Origin of the sequence: Pandoraea anhela (genome assembly GCF_902459655.1) — a bacterium.
Classification (GTDB): Bacteria; Pseudomonadota; Gammaproteobacteria; order Burkholderiales; family Burkholderiaceae; genus Pandoraea; species Pandoraea anhela.
In genome coordinates, this window is record NZ_CABPSB010000001.1 from 85,531 (window position 1) to 102,093 (window position 16,563).

Here is a 16,563-nt window from a genome sequence, read left to right on the forward strand (position 1 = left end):
GCTATACCCAGAGCGTGAGGTGATGGGCCTGACGACGACGCATCAGCAATGCCCGCAGACTGGCGCTCGCGGCGTCGAGCCGCTCGGGCGACGCCGCCGTCTCCCGCTCCCGCAGCCGCGCGCGCCACAGCCCGTACCGGTGTTCGAAGTCGCGCATCGAAACGTGGTCCATCCAGTGGAATTCCGGCAGCAGATGTGCGGGCAGGTTACGGCAAACCGTCTCCTGCGCGAGTATCCGGAAATCGGGATCGCTAAAACGCGCGGTCCATGCCGGAAACACCACACTCACACGCGCATTGAAGAAAGACTCCGCTTCGCGAGCCTTCGGATCGCCCTCGACTTCCGCCGACAGATGGCGGGGACGCAACAGCACGTGCTCGACCAGATAGAAGCCTTCGGACTGTTGGTTCAACTCGCACAGGAAGGCCCGCAGAATGTCCACATACCGGTCGGCATACGCCACGGCGTCGTCACCCTGGAATCGCGCCAGTTGCACTTCGCCCGCCGAAGGTGCCGACGACGCCTCGCCGAGCCGGGCGTCGTGCGTGCGGAAATGGACGTGTACCGCGTCGCCATGTTGCCGCAGCACGTAGTTCTCCAGCCGAACGCCGTGCACGAGCAGTCCACCGGGCAGGGTGTCTCCCGGCATCGTGTGCGCTTCCCCCTGACGGGCGCTGCGGGGCGGCGGTTCGCCCTGCGACCTCAGAACGATCAGACGTGCCGCCGCGTGCTCGTAGCTTGCCTTCGTGACGGTATGGTCCGATTGCAACCGAAGATGCCAGCGAAGCAACGCATCGCTCAATGGCGTGGGCGACGGATCCGCAGGCAGGCCCAGCAGAATCGAAATCTTCGCGTGCACGCCCGCCACATTCGGCCGGCCGTCCGGTCGCATGTCCATCGCCGTGATGTCGAACGCCGACGCGCGGTCCCTCGACAGCGTTGCGATATGACGCAGGAAGTCCAGCTTGTTGTCGATCAGCCAGCGCGCGCCATGCGTGTCCTGATAGTCGTCGAAGCGACGCAGGGACTTTTGCGAATACGTCTCGCCGTACATGGCGAGCAACACATCGAGCAACCGGCTGCGACGATCCTCGGCACGGTCCTTTCTCGATACGATCTGTTCGAGACGGCCGCGCACTGCCGCCGGGGCGTCGGTATAGAACGCCTCAATGTCGGGCAGCGCGTCGTTGCCGATGGGCTGCGAGAAGTACGTCTCATACAACGTGTCGACAGAGAACATCCGGCCGACCGATTGCAGATTCTCCAGATAGTTGGCCATCAACTGCTCGGCCAGATAGAGGTACGCCTTGAGTTGATGGGCGCTGACGCGATTGGCAAGCGGCGCCGTGGGTGGCACGCCGAACCGGTTGATCCCGTAGATCGCCGGGAACTGATGTTGGATGGAATAGTAGTCGCGTAGCGCCCGCAGTTCGCCCTGAGGCGCGGGCACGATACCCGTCACAGACTGCTTCGTGTTGCGCAGCGTATCGAACTCGAAGCGGGCTTTGGCGAGCGCCACCCGGGCGTCTTCGAGCACCACCCGTGACTTCTCTTCGCGTCGGGGATCGCTGCCGCTATCCGAGGCATGTGTCCTGGTGCCGGTGCTGAGCGCACCGCTGGCAAAATGCAGACGGAGGAACTGGCTCTGCGCATCGCCGGGAAACCGGAGTCGCAGCACCGCGCCCGAATTGCCCGCCACGCTGTCGCCGCTCACGGGGCGGTTATTGGCGTCGCACAGCGCGAGACGCTGCACGTGCGCAACGCCGTCCACCTCCTGCACCAGCCCCACGAGGCGCGCGAGCGCGATCGGCGCACCCTGCGCCTGCGCGCCGGTGCCAGCAACGTACCCGTGTTCGGTGCGCGGTCCCGCAAACAAGGTGTCGAGCGGAATCCCCGCATCGAACGCGTTCACATACCGCTCGATCCGGAATCCCGAATGCACCGCGCGCGCGCAACGGAAGAAGATGTCCGCGAAGATAGAGGCAGGGTCGCGCTCGCTGTGAATCTGGATCTCACCGCTCAGATACACCGACTGCACCGGGACGACGACGACATCGGACAGATCCTCGCCCAAATTCCGGTGCGCATGGAAGACCTCCCGAACGCGCAGACACACGGCGGCCTCATGCCGGGCGCGCGTGGCGTCGTCGGCGTCGTCCTGAAGCGCATCGTTGAGCTTGACTGCAATACGGCAAAGCCCGTGCGGCGCGTGCCCGGTGCCGTACGGGCGCTCGTCGCGCGTGAGCCACACGTCTTCCAACTCCGGAATCGTGTCGTAGAACAGCTTTCGGTAATCCTCGAACGTGAGCACCTCGCTCGGCAGAATCTCATCGGCCGGATGCAGTGCATGACGCCGATAATCGATTTGCCCGTCGTTGCCGACGAGATAATCCTCGGGCGGGAAGTCCGACCGGTAGCCCAGCTCGGTGATGGCGTAGCACAACTGTTCGAGAATCGTGACGCCCGGGTCGTGCAGGTTGTAATCGGTCCAGCGATCGCCGCACAACGCCTGCAACGTCGAGATACCTGCGCGACGCAGTGCATCGAAGTCGAGCCCATGCGGATCGGGCCGCACGCCGTCGTGGCGGGCGATGGACTCGGGCGCGTTCATTGGATCCTCGCGCCGGACATGCGACGCGCATGACGCGCCGTCCCCGCCGCGCCGCGCTCCCCGGCACTGCGCGCGGCGTGCAGTTGGGCTTTCAGACCGTCGATCAGCCCGTGGACCCGGTGGTACGGCAGTTGCCCCAACGCTTCCACAATCAGCGCGAAGGCGCACGGATCGAGCGCGCACACGAGCGGCGCGCCGGGGGCGGCGGCATTGGCCTGGCGGTTGAGCAGGCCGATCAGTTCGAAAACCCGCTTGAACGGGAGCTCGCTCAGCGCACTCATGAGCAATTGGGCGTCATCTGCCGCGAGAACGATATCGACGGTGGCGCGCACGGCGTTGGCTTCGGTCATTGCGCCCCCTTCGGTTCGGGATCCGTGGCGCTGCCGGTCATCTCCGGATCGAACCAGAGCGTGGTCAGGTAGTACGTCACCCATGTCTTCGGTGCACCGGCGGCGTCGCGCGTCGAATCGTACGGACACCCCACGCGCATCTGCAGGACGTAACTATGCTTTGCGCCGTCCGGGGCGTCCGCCCACTGAAGCTGGAGACGATTGCACTTGCTGCCGAAGTGGGACTGGCGGTAGTCGATATCGCCCTTGCCGTTGTACGCCATCACCGCGTAGGCATGCATCAGCGCGAACTTGCCGCTGCCCCGCTTGCCCACGCCCGCCGTGATCTCGAACGCCTGACAGCCGGTCAGCGGATCGGTGATGTCATGCCACTTGCCGTCCGCCTGAACCGTACGGGCGCCCGGGCGACCTCGCCGCCCGTCGGCCACGACACGCCCCGCCACGTCCAGCTCGAAGCCGGCTGCCGCGACTGCTTTGTCCGCCGTCTCGTCGCCATTCGCCTTGCCCAACTGACGCAACGTCAACGCTGTCGGATTGTCGCCGTTACCGAACGCCAGCCCGCCCGCCTCGCCATCGAGCTGAATCGTCCAGATCGGGCTCTTCAGGTCGATGTTCTGGTAGAAGCTCAGTAGCTTGCCCTGATTGAGCTGCGAAACCTTGAGTCCGTCGACCGGCGTCTTGTCGAAGCCCTCGTCCACGATATTGAGCATGGAGTCGATCAGCTCGGAGAACGCGGTCGCCGAGGGCATTTCGCCGTTGCCGAATTTGCGGCGCAAGGTATCCCGGTTACGCCGGGCGATCGGTTTTCCATTCATGGTCGTCATCCGAAATGATGAAAGTGGTGCCGATTTCCAATTGACTCAGCGTCGTCGGCACGCCCGCGTAGTCCATTTCGTCGTCCACCGCTTCGATGGCGTGATGCGCGACCGGAATCGCGATGCTCCACGGGTACAGCGGGACGATATCCGTGTGCGCCGCCTCGCCGGCGCCCCGACGGCGGGCGGTGTCGTACAGCGTGAACGTCTGCATGTCGGTCGAGGCAAGTTCGGCGGCGTCCGCGCCGGTCGCCACGGTCGTGATGCGCAGCATCGAGAAACCCGAGACGTATTGCACGTAAGGCAGCGACCCGATGTAGGCCTCGAGATCGTGTTGCCGGATGCACCATCCGAAATGCGTGCGATATCCCTCGCCGTCCTGCCACGGCGTGAGGTAGCGGGAGATCGCGGCATTGAGCATCTCGAGGTAAAGCCCGTTGCCGGCGCGGTCGGTGAAGCGCACCTTGCAGCGCACCTGAATGCGCTCGTAGACGGGGTTTTCGACCGAGACGCTCGCCCATGGCGATGACAGGCCGTTGGCAAAGGCGGCGATTTGTTGAATGACGTTGCCGTCGAGCATCGGCATTTGCTCGGCGTCCTTCACCGCCGGCCAGTAAGGCAACGGCACGATGAGCGCCTGACCGGGTCGCACGCAATCGTGCGGTCCGTGCTTCGTGGACAGATTCGCGAAGCACTTCACTTTGTAGACTTCCGGGAATGCCTCCAGAATCAGCGATTCGAAGTCGGCGGGCGTTACCGCGCGTTGCTTGTGGCGAAGTCGCTCGCTCACCCGCGTGCGCATTTGTTCGCGGGTCTCTTGGGGACGACCGCCACACGACGGCAACGGCTGCACGAGCGAGACGATGCCGGGCAGCGGCCGCCGGCTGCGCGTGATCGTTCCCGCCGGCAGGACCATCGGCGCGTCCTGCGGCACGTCCGGCGCCCGGCGGACCTGCACCGCCTGCGCGTGCACGGCGTACAGGCTGCAATACTTCTCCATGTCGCGATCGGCACTCACCCGAAGCCAGTACAGCCCGTCCGGCATGACCGTGTTGCGGTTGCCGATGTCGGCGGGCACGCGCAACGTCACGATGCCTGACGTCATCAGCCTGTGCGTGCCGTCGGTCAGAATGTCCTTCCTCGAGAAGGGCTTCCAGACATTGTCGGAAAGATAGTGCCAGTGCAAACCAGCGCGACGCCCGTCGCCCTGCGCATCGTCGGTGAGCGTCGCGACGGGCCGCGAGTCTTCGCGCAACTGGAACAGCAATGTCAGCGTGTCTCCCAGCGCCCCCGGCCGCTCCTGCCCCGCCTGCCCCTCCTGGCTATCCGACGAAGCGGCGTCGATGCCGATGTACAGATTGCCGGCGTCCTCGAAGCGCGGCAGCAACTCAGGCGCGGGATAGCTCGTCATGTCCAGCGATTCCCAGCCCGACGGGAACAGGTGGAGGAAGCGCCCGTCCTCGTCCCGATTGGCAATCCGGTCCACGCTGATGGCGCCGGTGGCGGCATAGTCGAACGAAATCGTATTGACGATGGGCGTATACGGCGCACGCGGCATGGGACGAGACCGTCGCCACATTCGCTTGCGCGCGTTGGCGAGCATGGTCGTGGACAGCGTCTGGGCATACGTTTCATGCCCGAAAGCGAATGCCGGCGCGGCAAACGTGAACTTGAAAAAACCGTTCTTCGCGCCCGGCCCCCAGGTCAGCGGATGCGTCGGACTCACCCCGGCGTCCGGCTCGAACAGATGCGCGAGTGGCCCCGCGTCCCAGACGATGGTGTTGTCGATCCGCTCGCCTTTTCCGGGCGTCACGCGCGTGTGAAAGAGCGGCACGACGGGGCGCGCCGCGTCGCCTACCGGCAGCCATCCGCCCTTCGCCAGCACTTCTACGGACGCCAGATAATCGTCGTTGGACAGACGCACGTCGTAGCCGTCGTACCACGTGCCGAATCCACCCGTCACGCGTGGCAAGTCCGCCCATTCGATACGCAGACTGAACCGCGTGATGCGCTTGGACGCCATTTCCGTACTACCCGCGACCAGATAACTGCCGAGGCGCGGCAACGGGCCGAACGGCGCGAAGGGGGTTGCGGGGCTCAACTGGCCGATGTTGTTGTACAGCACCAGATCCCGGCATCCGCGCGCCTCCACGTCGATGCGCGCGCCGGTCACGGGCAGGTTGCGCAGCAGGCCGTAGGGGAAAAGATAGGCGCCGGGGTTGACGATGCATCTCACGAGCGGCGTATCGATGTCGAACCGTTCGCCATGCAAGGCAGGCGTATAGCGCACGACCGACGGCGATTGCGGCGGGAGCGCGAAACTCAGCCGCAACGCCCGGTCTTCGAGCCGTGGCACATAGCCGGTGATGTCGATCCAGCCCGTCTCCCCTGTCAGCGATACCGAAAACAGGCTGCGAAGGATCTTGAGATAGAGATCCTGACGTTGCAGATGCATCGCATCGGACATGGCATCGGCTTTGCCGAATACGGCGTCGGCGACCTGACCGAGTTGTGTGACGAGTCTGTCGTCGGCAAACGTGATCGTCAGTGTCACGATACGCTGGCCTTCCTTGAGCAGCAGGACTTTGCTGGCCAGGGCGAAGCCGATGCGGGCCTGTCGGTGAGGACGAACGCCGCCACCGGGCTTGGGCGCGCCGAGAATCGGCCACGCCTGCGGGTGGTCGGCGCCGGGCGGCGCACACGGGACTTCGTCGAACCACGCCGCCGTGGGCCATTTGCGCCCGTCGGCATCCGCGCTCGGGTCTTCCGGCAGCAGGTTCTCCGGCATGCTGTAGCCGTTGTGATCGAGAAAGAGCGTCTGAACGCGGCTGACTTGCGCCCCGCTCACGCGCAACGCGTCTTCCGACAGATAAAGAATGTCGCGGCCCTGTGCGTCGATCCCGGCAGGAAACGCCGTGCCGGCCGGCACCACGACATCCCGGGCATCGGGATTGCGCCGCAGCACCAGCCAGGTGTGATCCGGCACGACACCGCGCGGCACGCTGCCGAGCATGCGTTCGTAGTAGAAGTCGATGAACTTCTGCGTGTAGCCGTTCAGCTTGCTCTGGAGCTTTTCGAACTGTTTCACGAAGGCGATCAGCAGGCCGACCGCAGGATCGTGGCTGCCGCTGTGCAGCGAGGCAGGCAAGCGTGCCAACGCCTCCTTGCGAACCATTTCGATGGCCTTCATGTAAGCGTGGAAATCGGCCCGCACATCCGCCTTCGTCAGCGCCGCTGGCGCCGTGCCGAGCGCTTCGCCCTCCGGGGCGCTCACGGTGCGCTGTGCGATCACCGACGTTTGCGCCTCCGTCCATACAGGATCGAGCGGCGCGCGCCACTGAGCGGTGCTTAGCGCACCGAGCACCCCGGACTGGCGCCGGCTCAACTGCATGATCACCGCCCGCAGCAAGGTGCGAAGGCCGAGCCCGTTATCGCTTTGCGCCTGCGACAGCGCCTCGAACCAGTCGTTGAGCGTGGCGATCAGCGCCGGTACGGGAGACGCGCGCAGCATCGAGCGCAGGCCGGCGCCCTCGCCGCTCACGCCGTCGTACTCCGGCGTGTCGCGCCACCACTGGGCGAATCGCTCCGTCTCGCGCGCGAGGTCGAACGCCAGTATGCGGCTCATGACGACCGTCTCGTCCGCCCGGAAAAACGGCGACCAGTCGCCTTCCGGCACATCCTCGGCGTTATGAAAGCGCACCAGCGACGCGAATTCGACCACGATGTCGAGCAACTCGTGAAACGTCATCTCGTCGAGATGGAAATACCCGTCCTGCAACGGGGGCAGCGCCCGCATCGCCTGACTGGTTCCATCGCGAATGATGAGGTTATGCATCGGTCGGCGCGCTCACTGTGGCGGAGGTTCGATCTGTGCCGCCGGCACGTTCGTGCCTTCGAGGAAGTAGAACGGATAGACCATATTGGTGCGCGTGTTCGTGCCGCGTACGGTGTAGTCGATCAGCACGTCGACGCGGCCATGCATCGCGCTCGACGCGTCGATATCGATACGCTCCACGCTCACGCGCGGCTCGAAGAACAGGATCGCCCGGTCGATGGCATCGCGCATTTCGGTCATCACGCTTTCGCTGATTTCCTCGAAGACGTAGGCCTTGATGCCACAGCCGAACGTCGGCTGCATGATCCGTTCGCCCGGCACCGTCGACAGGATGATGCCGAGACTCTCCCGAATGTCGGTCTCCGCGTCGACCATCTGCGTGCGGCCGTTTGCGGCGCTGTCGCCGAAGCGCGGCGGGAATGCCCAGCCGGTGCCGAGAAACGATTTGTCTGCGCTCATAGGGGTTCCCCGACTCAGCCGCCGATCATCACGGTCGGACACCCCATCACGATTGCACCGCCGTGCGCGCAGGTGTCGCCGACCCGCGCCGCCGGCTTACCGCCGATCAGCACGGTCGTCGAGCCCATGACGATGCTGTCGGGCGGGCCGACGCAAATGCAGTTGTCCGTGACCACGGCGGCGGGCAGCTTGCCGATGAGCACCGTCGGGACACAAGGACCGATGATCGGCCCGCCCACATGCGGAATGGGCGCGGGCACGGCCGGTGTCTGCATGGGACAGGTGTGCATATCGGTGAGTCGGGCTGCTATGGGCATCACGTGGTCTCTTCTGTTCTTGGTTTTTTTGCTTTGCGCCTTGGCGTCGTGACGGGCGGCACGCGCCCGTCAGTTGATCATCACCAGCGCACCCTTGACGGTCGTCTGCCCGCTCGCCGAGAGTTCTGCGCTCGCCGATCCCTTGGCGGCGAAGCCGACCTTGGCGGTACTGTTGATGTTGAGCGCCTCGCTCTTGATGTCGGCCTGCGTCGATTGCTCGATATTCGCCACGGCGCTGATGCTCACCTTCCCCTGTGCATTGATGACGATGTCCTTCGGGCTGTCGAGCGTAATGCCGGACGGTGTCATCTGAATCTTGTTGTCGTTCTGATCCGTGAGGCAGATCGACTTGGCGTCGTCGCTCATCTCGATGGTGTTTTTTTGCGGCGTGACGAGCGTGATCACCTTCTTCTCGTCGTCGAAGACGACTTTGAGCAGCCCCTTCGTCCACAACGCCTTCGTGTAGTTTTCGGCCGTCAGTTCGTAGGGCATCTTGCGCTGGCTGCTGTAGACGCTGCCGAGAATCACGGGGTACGACGGATCGCCGTTGAGGTAGCCGAGAATTACCTCGTCGCCGATCTCGGGAATGAAGAACGCGCCGACGCCTGACGACCCGTAGAAGCTGGCGAGTCGAGCCCAGACGCCGACCGTCTCCGCCTGCAAGACCTGCACCGCCACCTGAACCCGGTACTGACTCTCGGGATCGGCGTCGAGCTTCGTGACCTTGCCGATCTGCAATCCCCCCACCCCCGGCAACAGGCCCGACGCCATGACGTCGCTTGTGCCCCGACGCTCGGAAAACCGCTCCGGCGACATGCCGAAATCGACATCGGTGATCCAGTTGCCGTCGGCGATGCGGTGGTGCACGGCGCTGACGAATACGTTGCCGCTAAAGCGCTTGCCCACGCCGACCAGTTCGATCATCGTGCCGGGCTTGGCCGCCGCGCTGCCCTGGAACGTCATGCGCCCGCGAATGCGTGCGAGTGCGGCGCGCATCTGTGTCGCGTCGCTCCACGACTTCAGGTCGTCGGAGGGCACTGGCACCGTCGACTGAAGACGGAACGTCGACGGGCCCGCCACGGCGGCGAGCGTCGACGCGCTCAGATTGCCCTGCGCGTACAGCGAGGTCGGCGGCGACGTCTGCTGCACCATTGCCTGCGTGCCCGGATCCCACGCAGCGGCCACCACGCTTTGCAATTGCGTGCGTGCATCGATGTCCGCCGAGAACGACATCAGATCGACGCCGTAAGTCACTTTGAGCACGGCGGCGGCAGAGGTCTGCGGCGCTTTCACGCAGACTTTGCCGTCGTCGTCTGCGATCACCAGCGCGCCGTTGGCCTCGGCGCGCAGCAGCACGAAGTCCCAATCGGTGCTGTAGAACTGGACGATTTCCTTGTGCTGCGTGGCGGTTGCGGCGACATCCGCCGTCGCCCCGATCTTCGAGATCAGCTGGCTGATGATGTCGCTGTCCTTGCTATCGATGTAATTGGCGTTGTTGCAACCAATCGTCATCTTCACGGCTTTATGCCGACATTCCACGATCAGGCGCGCTTCGTTGTTGCCGGAAATCTTGATGCTGTGACGAATCACCACACCGTCGAAAATCTGCGTCGCGCTCGAACCGTATCCCGCGCTGATCACGATGGCGTTGCCGGGCGCGAACGTCTCCAGATCGCTGACCGGGAAGTCGTTGTCGGGCATGTCGCCGTCGAGGATTTCGATGCGCGCCTGGCAAATCCGCCCGACCGCACGCTCGACGTCGACCGAGATCACGCGGATCGTGTCGGCGATGGCGCTGCCGCCGCTCGTGATCGAGAGCTTCAGGACGGCGCTGGTATTCAGGGCGGGAGAGTCTGCCATAAGCGCGGAGAGGACGGATCGGTTGGATTGGTCGGATGCGTCTGAGGGGGGACGGAAAAATCAGACGAGCGGCGGGAAGCGCAGCATCATGCCCGGCTCCAGCCTGCGAAAGCCGGTCAGGTTGTTGATGCGCGCGACCTCGCGGTAATACGACGGATCGTTGTAGATGCGATTGCACAGCAGCGGCAACGTGTCGCCGGCCTTTACCTCGACGAGATGGCTCAGGTCCGGCGAACTGAGATTCGCCCGCAGCGAGCTTTCCGTCGCGCTGACCCAGCCCACGACGCCCAGCGTGACCCGCGCGCGCAGCGGCTCGCCGGTCGGCTTGAACATCGTGTAATCGAGTCCGATCGACTCGACCCGTCCGAAGAAGATGAACGTTCCCCACAGCAGACGCACATAGTTGGGCTCGTGTTTCTTGCCGTCGTACTTGTAGATCACCGCCAGCATGGCGTCGATCATGTCCTTCACGCTGCGCGAACCGGTGCCCTCGACCACGCCGGTGCCATCGAGCACCAGATTCTCGATGGTGATGGTCTCGGGGCGCACGGCGCTAAAGCGCGGCGTGGCGCTCGGCTGGCCCAGCGTCTGCTTCTTGTTGTACTCGATGCTCAGCTTGCGCTTGTAGCCGACGGGATTGATCAGCGCCTCGAAAGGCGCGCGGCTGCCGTCCACGGCGATCTGCCCGCTGGACACCGTGCACGGCGCGATGCTGAACTTGCGGCGGGTGAGGCTGGTCGCCATGAATCAGCGCTCCCGCGCACGTTCGAGCATCTCGCGCACGATCGCGCGGCATTCGGCGAGCAGATCCGCCCTCGCCTGTTCGTCGAACGCCTGTATCGCGAGCGGCAGGTCGTCCGTCGCCGAGGGCAGCTCGGTGCTGTGCGCGGCGCGCTGTACCACCGTCGATTTAATGCTCAGATGGCCGATTTCGATAGGCATCGGGATCTCCTTTGAATACACGCAAGCGCCGTGCTACAGCATGCGAGACGAAAATGTGTAGCTCAGCACGATCTTCTCGATTGCGACCTCGTTCTTCGTCGAGCCGAAACTCTCGATCTCCCACCTCACCGGATAGGCATTCGCAAAGGTCCAGATCCGAATCGGCAAATGCAGTTCGTCGAGCAACTGCACCATCAGCGACTGCGGGCGGATCGGCACGATGAACTCGCCTTCGAACACGGAGCGACACCACATGACCAGCGGCGACGTCATGCCAGCGATCCCGCGCTTCAATTCCAGATTCGGATGCTTCACGCCTTTGGGGAGCGTGTGAACGAACCGGTTCTCGCCACCCTCGGGCACAGACTCGGTGTCGATCTCCGTCGTCATGCCGGAGACCTCCTGAAACGAGGCGTCGACGGCGCCTGCCGTGGACGCGAACATCACACGGAAATGGAAAGCCGATGGCGGATAGGGATCGAAAGGCGATGACGGCATGTCGGGCAAACGAAGTGCACTTGAGATGCGCAAGACCCCTGGCGGGCGAACCGGCCGCCGGCGCTGGCGGCCCGCGCGGCGGGCGCACCAGTGCGGCGAACGGGACTTAGCTGTTGGCGATCGTCAGACCCTCGTGCACGATCTCGATGGTCTCGATGGCGACTTCGTTGCCTTCGGACTTCAGATCGGTGCCGGTGATCTTCGTCGGCCAGGCGTTGGCCAGCGTCCAGACCATCGTCGGTTTGCCGGCCTCGTCGAGCAGGCTGATCGTGACCGGCACCCGCTTGATCGTGTTCATCTTGATCTGGTTGAACCAGTCCCAGAACTTGTTATCCGACTTGAACACGCCCTTCTTCATGGTCACGTTGCCGTACTTCTTCATGCCCGGCATTTTGATGACGGAGAACTCGGGGCTGTCGCCGTGCCGGTACTTGATTTCTTCGGACTGAACATCCAGGCCGCTCACTTCCTGGAACGACATGACCTGCGAATCCCACTTCACCTGAAAGTAGAACTTGGGAAGGGGCCAAACCGTGGTGGATTGTTTCGAACCATCGTCTGCCATCACACACCTCGTCTATGGATTGCATGCGGAAAATACCGGACGGCGCCGGCGCGTGTCGCGCTCGCGTGTTACGTCCGGCTAAGCGGATCGTGCCCGAGCGGACTCAGGATTTCTGCATCTGTTGCTGGAACGTCAGCTCGATGAATTCGGCCGGACGGCTCACCGCCACCAGCACCGTCACCTTGAGCAAGCCTTCGAGAATGTCGTCGCCGGTCATCGTCTCGCCAAGCCCGACGAAGACCTGGAAGGCGTCGTCCGGGCTCGCACCGGCCAGACCGCCACGCTTCCATACGCTGGTGAGGAAGTTGCGGACCATGCTCTTGATCGTCACCCACGTGTTGGCGGTGTTCGGCTCGAAGACGTAAGCCTTGCACGCCAGACGCAGCGATTCTTCGATCATGATCATCGTGCGACGCACGCTCAGGTAGCGCCAGTCGAGGCTGTTGCCGTCGAGCGTGCGTGCGCCCCACACCAGTACGCCTTCGCCGATGAAGCTGCGAATCGCATTGACGGACTTGCCCGAGGTCGGCACGTTCAGGTCTTCCTGATCCGCGTTGGAGATGTTCACGCACGGCGAGACGACACCGTTCAGACTGATGTTCGCCGGCGCTTTCCACACGCCGCGCGTGTTGTCGACGAGCGTGTACAGCCCTGCCATGCCGGCGGCAGGCGGCATCAGGTTCACCTTCTTCTGGAGCGCCTGAAGCACCTGCACGTACACCGTGCTGATCACGCTCAGCGTCTTGTGCAGCGTCGCGATGTCGTCCTTCGACATCGGCGCAGCGGGCTTGGCGTCGCCGCCGGCGTCAGCAGGCTTGGCGGCGTCGGCATCGCCATCGGCCGCTGGCGTGGCGGCGCCGTCCGTCTTGGCGGCAGGCGCGCCGCCGGTCAGCTTTGCAACGACGTCCTTGACCTGTTTGGCCTTCGCCTTGTCCGCAGGCGAAGCGGTTTCCGGCGGATTGATCACGGCGGCGAGTTCAGTCGTGATCAATGCCTGGAGTTGCGCCAGATTGGAGATCTTCGTGAAGTCGAGGTCCTTCTCCGTCACGATGGACGTGTTGACCCACGGGTAATAGGCCGCACCGAAGTCGAGGAAGGAGGTGCCGACGTCGTCGCGGAAGTTGGTGATGGCGTCGCCGCCCGGGGCCTGACGGTCCCACATGCCGTCGAACACGTCGAGGATCGCGAAGCGGTTGCGCATCGTGTAGCCGCAATGCTGGAGCATATGCGTCTGCACTGTGGCGCAGTCCTGACGGGACAGCCGCACGGCGTCGGGCACCAGGACCATCGTCGGCTCCTGCTCCTTGACGAGCGCATCGATGCCGGCGGTCAGTTTGCCCGAGTCGATGTCGCCGTCCGCGTACGTGCCGACCGACACGATGTAGCACGGGCCGCCGCCGTTCTGGAAGAAGAACAGCATGCTGTAGTACAGCAGATACTCTTTCGTCTGCGGCGTGAACTTGAACGGCTTGCGCGCGCCCACCGCCCCGATGAAGAGATCGGTGACGACGGGACGCTTGGGGGCGTCGGCAGCGCCGTCGGCCGCAGGCTTGTCGGCCGCTTTGTCCTCGGGCTTGTCGGCCGACTTATCGGCGGAAGTATCCGTGGCCTTGGCGGTCGCGATGGTGTCGAGCGAATACGTCGTCGGCGGCGGGCCCCCGAAGTACATGATGAACTCGGCCATCGAGCTGATGCGCCAGGGCGTGCCGGCGAGCGGCGTGCCCTTGTTGTCTGCGAATTGCGTGTAGCCGATGAACGCGGGCACCGCCGTGGCGACTTCGACCACGGAGTTGGGGAACGCGTTTTGCTCGACTACATATACACCTGGTGTTTTGTACTGCGCCATGAGTTCACCTCGGTCATCGATGTCAATTGATGTAGATCTCGGATACCAGTACTGCCCGGCTTTGCGCCGCTTGCTCAGCTTCCTGCGGTTTCTGCACCTTCGGCGTCTTCTGCGTCAGGCTGCCGATGTCGGCATTGGGCAGTCTCCGGATCAACACGCGTTCACCCGACCGGCCCCGTTCCCGCAACTGAAAGCGCTGCGGGTACTGCTGCTGCATTGCAATTTCTTGCTCGCTCTCGAAGATCACCGCCTGACGCCCGCCCGGACGGGCCTCGCTGCCTGCGGTGACGAAACTCACTTTCTCATCCAGATCGACAACGCTCAAACTGCCGCTGTCCTGCGGGCACACGTAGAAGTAGCGCCAGCAACTCGCACGCGCCGCGAAGTTGACGACGTAGTCGACGCCGCCCTGCCCGGCCGCGCCCGCGTCGCTGCGCGCGACCTGATCGGCCAGATCGATCTGCGCCACGAGCACCGGCGGATTCACGCGGTCGGCGCGCGCCAGATGCGGGGCGAGCGCGGCAAGATCCAGCGCGGCGGCATCGGACGCCTCGATGCAGGCATTCACGTGCAAGCGCCGCAACGGCGTCTGTCCCTCCATCGGGACGCTGGAGTCGCTGCGAACGAAATAGACCGAGGACCTGCCGGCTGCGACCGGCTGCGTGTAGCGTGAGAAATCGGTGTCCTGCGCATACCACTTGAAGGTGGCGAGCGCGTCGCCCAGGCGAATGCCGCCGAGCAGCACATCGCGACGATCGGACGCGCAGAACACGGCGACCCCCTGCCGGTGCGGGCGCACCAGCAAGTCGCGTCGGCGCACCCAGTCGGCCGTCGCCGGCGTGGGCACGCAACGCAGCCACGCGTGCGGCTGCGGCCAGTACGCGTGGATGACGTCGACAGTGAATAGCCGCGTGTAGCCCGGCACCACCGGCGCGGAAGCAGACGTGAGCATGCCCGCGAATCCTTTCAGTGGTTAAGCGCGGGAACCGGCGAGCGTACGGTCGGCACGGTCCCGGTGATGTCGTCGGTATCCGGCGCCATGAGACGCACCTTGTAGAGCACCGACGGTAGATACTTGCCCCCCAGCATCGTCCACAGATTGCTGAGTTCGCGAATGTTCAGGTTCTCGATTTCCAGCACGAGCCGGTCGATACGGGGGTCGAGCGCCGGCGAGGTGCGACGGTCGAAGACCGGATTGCGCTGGAAAAAGGCGATGGCGCCGGAGATCAGCTTCAGGGCGTCCTCGTAATTGCCGCCCGTGAAATTGGCGGCCACCATCACGTAGAGATTGAGATAAAGCGGCGCAACGCCGAGCGACAGGTGCGTAGCACCTGCGTCCCCGGGAATGCGCTTGCGCACCGGCCCGGTATCGCGCTCGATGTGTGTGAGGATGACAACCAGACGGTTGTTCGTATTCGCAACGGCATGGCCGTTGACGTCCACCAGCCCCGACATCGTCACGATGTCGTCGGTGAGCGCGTAGGCTTGCCTGAGATACTCGTTGAGCCGCCCCGCAAGGTGGCCCACAGCAGCGTTAATCATGGTTCCCCGATACCCTTTCGCAATGCGGTTGCAAAATCTGATTCGGTACAACACTTTCGACTACTGGAACTGGCCTGTCGCAAATTTTCCTACACGCGTATCGCATAGTGAAACGCGACGATCTGGATTCCTGAGCGTTTCCTGAGCGTTATTACGCGTCCGGCAAATTTGCTTTTGATTTTTTGCTGCGGAACTGTAGCACAAGCGCGTTATGAATAGCGTGCTTGTGCAAAAACGCGAAAGGCTTTCGGAAATGTATTGAGATTTCGCCTTGTCGGGCCGGTACAGGCACGCCGAAGACGCCGCGCACCGTCATCCCGGTGGTCTGCTCGGTAGGCCACCGAGCCGGTTCGCCAGCACGACACTTGATATCGCTCAGGAATTGTGCGGTCTCGCGCCAACCCGGCACGCAATGCGGCCGGTTCAGGTGCTATCCTCGGGGACATATCGACCTCGCCCTCGCGCAGCCATGTCCAGCAAGATTGCTTATGACTTCCACGACCAGATCGGCCACCTCCTTCGCCGCGCCTATCAACGGCACGTCTCGATCTTCCAGAGCGCCATTCCCGATTCGGACCTCACGGCCGCACAGTTCGTCGCGCTTTGCACTGTCAAGGAAAAGAAGTCCTGCTCGCTGAACGACATCGTGAAGACGACCGCCATCGATCAGGCCACCATTCGAGGCGTGGTCGAGCGTCTCAAAGCGAGAAACCTGATCGAGGTCGAACCCGATCCGACCGATGGGCGCAAGCTGCTGGTCCGGGCGACCTCGGCCGGTCTGGCGTTGATCGAGCGAACCGTGCCGTTCGCCGAGGAAGTGACCGAGCGCACTTACGGCGCGCTCAATCCTGCAGAACGCGTCGCGCTGATGTTTCTGCTGCGCAAAATGATGGATACCGATACGACGGAGTAACTGTGCGCGC

15 protein-coding genes are annotated in these 16,563 nt (G+C 63.8%); 1 reads left to right on the forward strand and 14 read right to left on the reverse strand.

All coding sequences use genetic code 11. From position 1 onward, the window contains the following. Window position 1: 1 nt before the first annotated feature. The 14 genes from PAN31108_RS00360 to PAN31108_RS00425 all read right to left on the reverse strand — a co-directional run bounded on the left by PAN31108_RS00360 (window position 2) and on the right by PAN31108_RS00425 (window position 15,640). On the reverse strand, window positions 2-2,611 hold the full coding sequence (locus PAN31108_RS00360) for a baseplate wedge protein (RefSeq protein ID WP_150666935.1): 2,610 nt from the start codon (window positions 2,609-2,611) through the stop codon (window positions 2-4). After that, window positions 2,608-2,961 carry a hypothetical protein gene (locus tag PAN31108_RS00365; protein ID WP_150666936.1) on the reverse strand — a complete coding sequence of 118 codons (354 nt, stop codon included), beginning with the start codon at window positions 2,959-2,961 and terminating at the stop codon, window positions 2,608-2,610. Before PAN31108_RS00365 ends, PAN31108_RS00360 begins: the two co-directional genes overlap by 4 nt. Next, entirely contained in the window at window positions 2,958-3,776 is an 819-nt protein-coding gene (locus tag PAN31108_RS00370; protein ID WP_150666937.1) for a hypothetical protein, read from the reverse strand. The genes PAN31108_RS00365 and PAN31108_RS00370 overlap by 4 nt, the downstream gene beginning before the upstream one ends. After that, on the reverse strand, window positions 3,748-7,611 hold the full coding sequence (locus tag PAN31108_RS00375) for a baseplate J/gp47 family protein (protein ID WP_150666938.1): 3,864 nt from the start codon (window positions 7,609-7,611) through the stop codon (window positions 3,748-3,750). The genes PAN31108_RS00370 and PAN31108_RS00375 overlap by 29 nt, the downstream gene beginning before the upstream one ends. A gap of 12 nt (window positions 7,612-7,623) precedes the next feature. Beyond that, entirely contained in the window at window positions 7,624-8,070 is a 447-nt protein-coding gene (locus tag PAN31108_RS00380) for a GPW/gp25 family protein (RefSeq protein ID WP_150666939.1), read from the reverse strand. Window positions 8,071-8,084: 14 nt separating this feature from the next. After that, window positions 8,085-8,387, reverse strand: a complete 303-nt coding sequence (locus PAN31108_RS00385) for a PAAR domain-containing protein (RefSeq protein WP_150667396.1) — start codon at window positions 8,385-8,387, stop codon at window positions 8,085-8,087. A 69-nt stretch (window positions 8,388-8,456) separates the two neighbouring features. Next, window positions 8,457-10,247 (reverse strand): type VI secretion system tip protein VgrG, encoded by a 1,791-nt coding sequence (gene vgrG, locus PAN31108_RS00390; RefSeq protein WP_150666940.1) that lies wholly within the window; start codon window positions 10,245-10,247, stop codon window positions 8,457-8,459. A 60-nt stretch (window positions 10,248-10,307) separates the two neighbouring features. After that, complete coding sequence (locus PAN31108_RS00395) at window positions 10,308-10,991, reverse strand: CIS tube protein (RefSeq protein WP_150666941.1); 684 nt, start codon at window positions 10,989-10,991, stop codon at window positions 10,308-10,310. 3 nt (window positions 10,992-10,994) lie between these two features. After that, the gene (locus PAN31108_RS00400) at window positions 10,995-11,189 is read right to left on the reverse strand and encodes a DUF5908 family protein (RefSeq protein WP_150666942.1); all 195 of its coding nucleotides are present in this window, start codon (window positions 11,187-11,189) and stop codon (window positions 10,995-10,997) included. A gap of 33 nt (window positions 11,190-11,222) precedes the next feature. Next, on the reverse strand, window positions 11,223-11,687 hold the full coding sequence (locus PAN31108_RS00405; protein ID WP_150666943.1) for a phage tail protein: 465 nt from the start codon (window positions 11,685-11,687) through the stop codon (window positions 11,223-11,225). A gap of 106 nt (window positions 11,688-11,793) precedes the next feature. Further along, window positions 11,794-12,252 carry a phage tail protein gene (locus tag PAN31108_RS00410; RefSeq protein ID WP_039398341.1) on the reverse strand — a complete coding sequence of 153 codons (459 nt, stop codon included), beginning with the start codon at window positions 12,250-12,252 and terminating at the stop codon, window positions 11,794-11,796. A 103-nt stretch (window positions 12,253-12,355) separates the two neighbouring features. After that, window positions 12,356-14,098: a phage tail sheath family protein gene (locus PAN31108_RS00415; RefSeq protein ID WP_150666944.1), complete on the reverse strand. Its 1,743-nt coding sequence runs from the start codon at window positions 14,096-14,098 to the stop codon at window positions 12,356-12,358. Between the two features lie 22 nt (window positions 14,099-14,120). Next, a complete protein-coding gene (locus PAN31108_RS00420) occupies window positions 14,121-15,050 on the reverse strand; it encodes a hypothetical protein (RefSeq protein ID WP_150666945.1) in 930 nt (309 codons plus the stop codon). Between the two features lie 14 nt (window positions 15,051-15,064). Then, window positions 15,065-15,640: a Pvc16 family protein gene (locus PAN31108_RS00425; protein ID WP_150666946.1), complete on the reverse strand. Its 576-nt coding sequence runs from the start codon at window positions 15,638-15,640 to the stop codon at window positions 15,065-15,067. Window positions 15,641-16,109: 469 nt separating this feature from the next. Between PAN31108_RS00425 and PAN31108_RS00430 the strand changes: the two genes are divergently transcribed. Next, window positions 16,110-16,553 carry a MarR family winged helix-turn-helix transcriptional regulator gene (locus tag PAN31108_RS00430; protein WP_150666947.1) on the forward strand — a complete coding sequence of 148 codons (444 nt, stop codon included), beginning with the start codon at window positions 16,110-16,112 and terminating at the stop codon, window positions 16,551-16,553. The last annotated feature ends 10 nt before the right edge of the window (window positions 16,554-16,563 follow it).

Bases quoted from the DNA above. Each gene is read 5' to 3' on its own strand.
- PAN31108_RS00400 (WP_150666942.1), bottom strand. From the start codon at position 11,189: ATGCCTATCGAAATCGGCCATCTGAGCATTAAATCGACGGTGGTACAG.
- PAN31108_RS00395 (WP_150666941.1), bottom strand. From the start codon at position 10,991: ATGGCGACCAGCCTCACCCGCCGCAAGTTCAGCATCGCGCCGTGCACG.
- PAN31108_RS00405 (WP_150666943.1), bottom strand. From the start codon at position 11,687: ATGCCGTCATCGCCTTTCGATCCCTATCCGCCATCGGCTTTCCATTTC.
- PAN31108_RS00380 (WP_150666939.1), bottom strand. From the start codon at position 8,070: ATGAGCGCAGACAAATCGTTTCTCGGCACCGGCTGGGCATTCCCGCCG.
- PAN31108_RS00415 (WP_150666944.1), bottom strand. From the start codon at position 14,098: ATGGCGCAGTACAAAACACCAGGTGTATATGTAGTCGAGCAAAACGCG.
- PAN31108_RS00360 (WP_150666935.1), bottom strand. From the start codon at position 2,611: ATGAACGCGCCCGAGTCCATCGCCCGCCACGACGGCGTGCGGCCCGAT.
- PAN31108_RS00425 (WP_150666946.1), bottom strand. From the start codon at position 15,640: ATGATTAACGCTGCTGTGGGCCACCTTGCGGGGCGGCTCAACGAGTAT.
- PAN31108_RS00410 (WP_039398341.1), bottom strand. From the start codon at position 12,252: ATGGCAGACGATGGTTCGAAACAATCCACCACGGTTTGGCCCCTTCCC.
- PAN31108_RS00370 (WP_150666937.1), bottom strand. From the start codon at position 3,776: ATGAATGGAAAACCGATCGCCCGGCGTAACCGGGATACCTTGCGCCGC.
- PAN31108_RS00430 (WP_150666947.1), top strand. From the start codon at position 16,110: ATGTCCAGCAAGATTGCTTATGACTTCCACGACCAGATCGGCCACCTC.
- PAN31108_RS00420 (WP_150666945.1), bottom strand. From the start codon at position 15,050: ATGCTCACGTCTGCTTCCGCGCCGGTGGTGCCGGGCTACACGCGGCTA.
- vgrG (WP_150666940.1), bottom strand. From the start codon at position 10,247: ATGGCAGACTCTCCCGCCCTGAATACCAGCGCCGTCCTGAAGCTCTCG.
- PAN31108_RS00375 (WP_150666938.1), bottom strand. From the start codon at position 7,611: ATGCATAACCTCATCATTCGCGATGGAACCAGTCAGGCGATGCGGGCG.
- PAN31108_RS00365 (WP_150666936.1), bottom strand. From the start codon at position 2,961: ATGACCGAAGCCAACGCCGTGCGCGCCACCGTCGATATCGTTCTCGCG.
- PAN31108_RS00385 (WP_150667396.1), bottom strand. From the start codon at position 8,387: ATGCCCATAGCAGCCCGACTCACCGATATGCACACCTGTCCCATGCAG.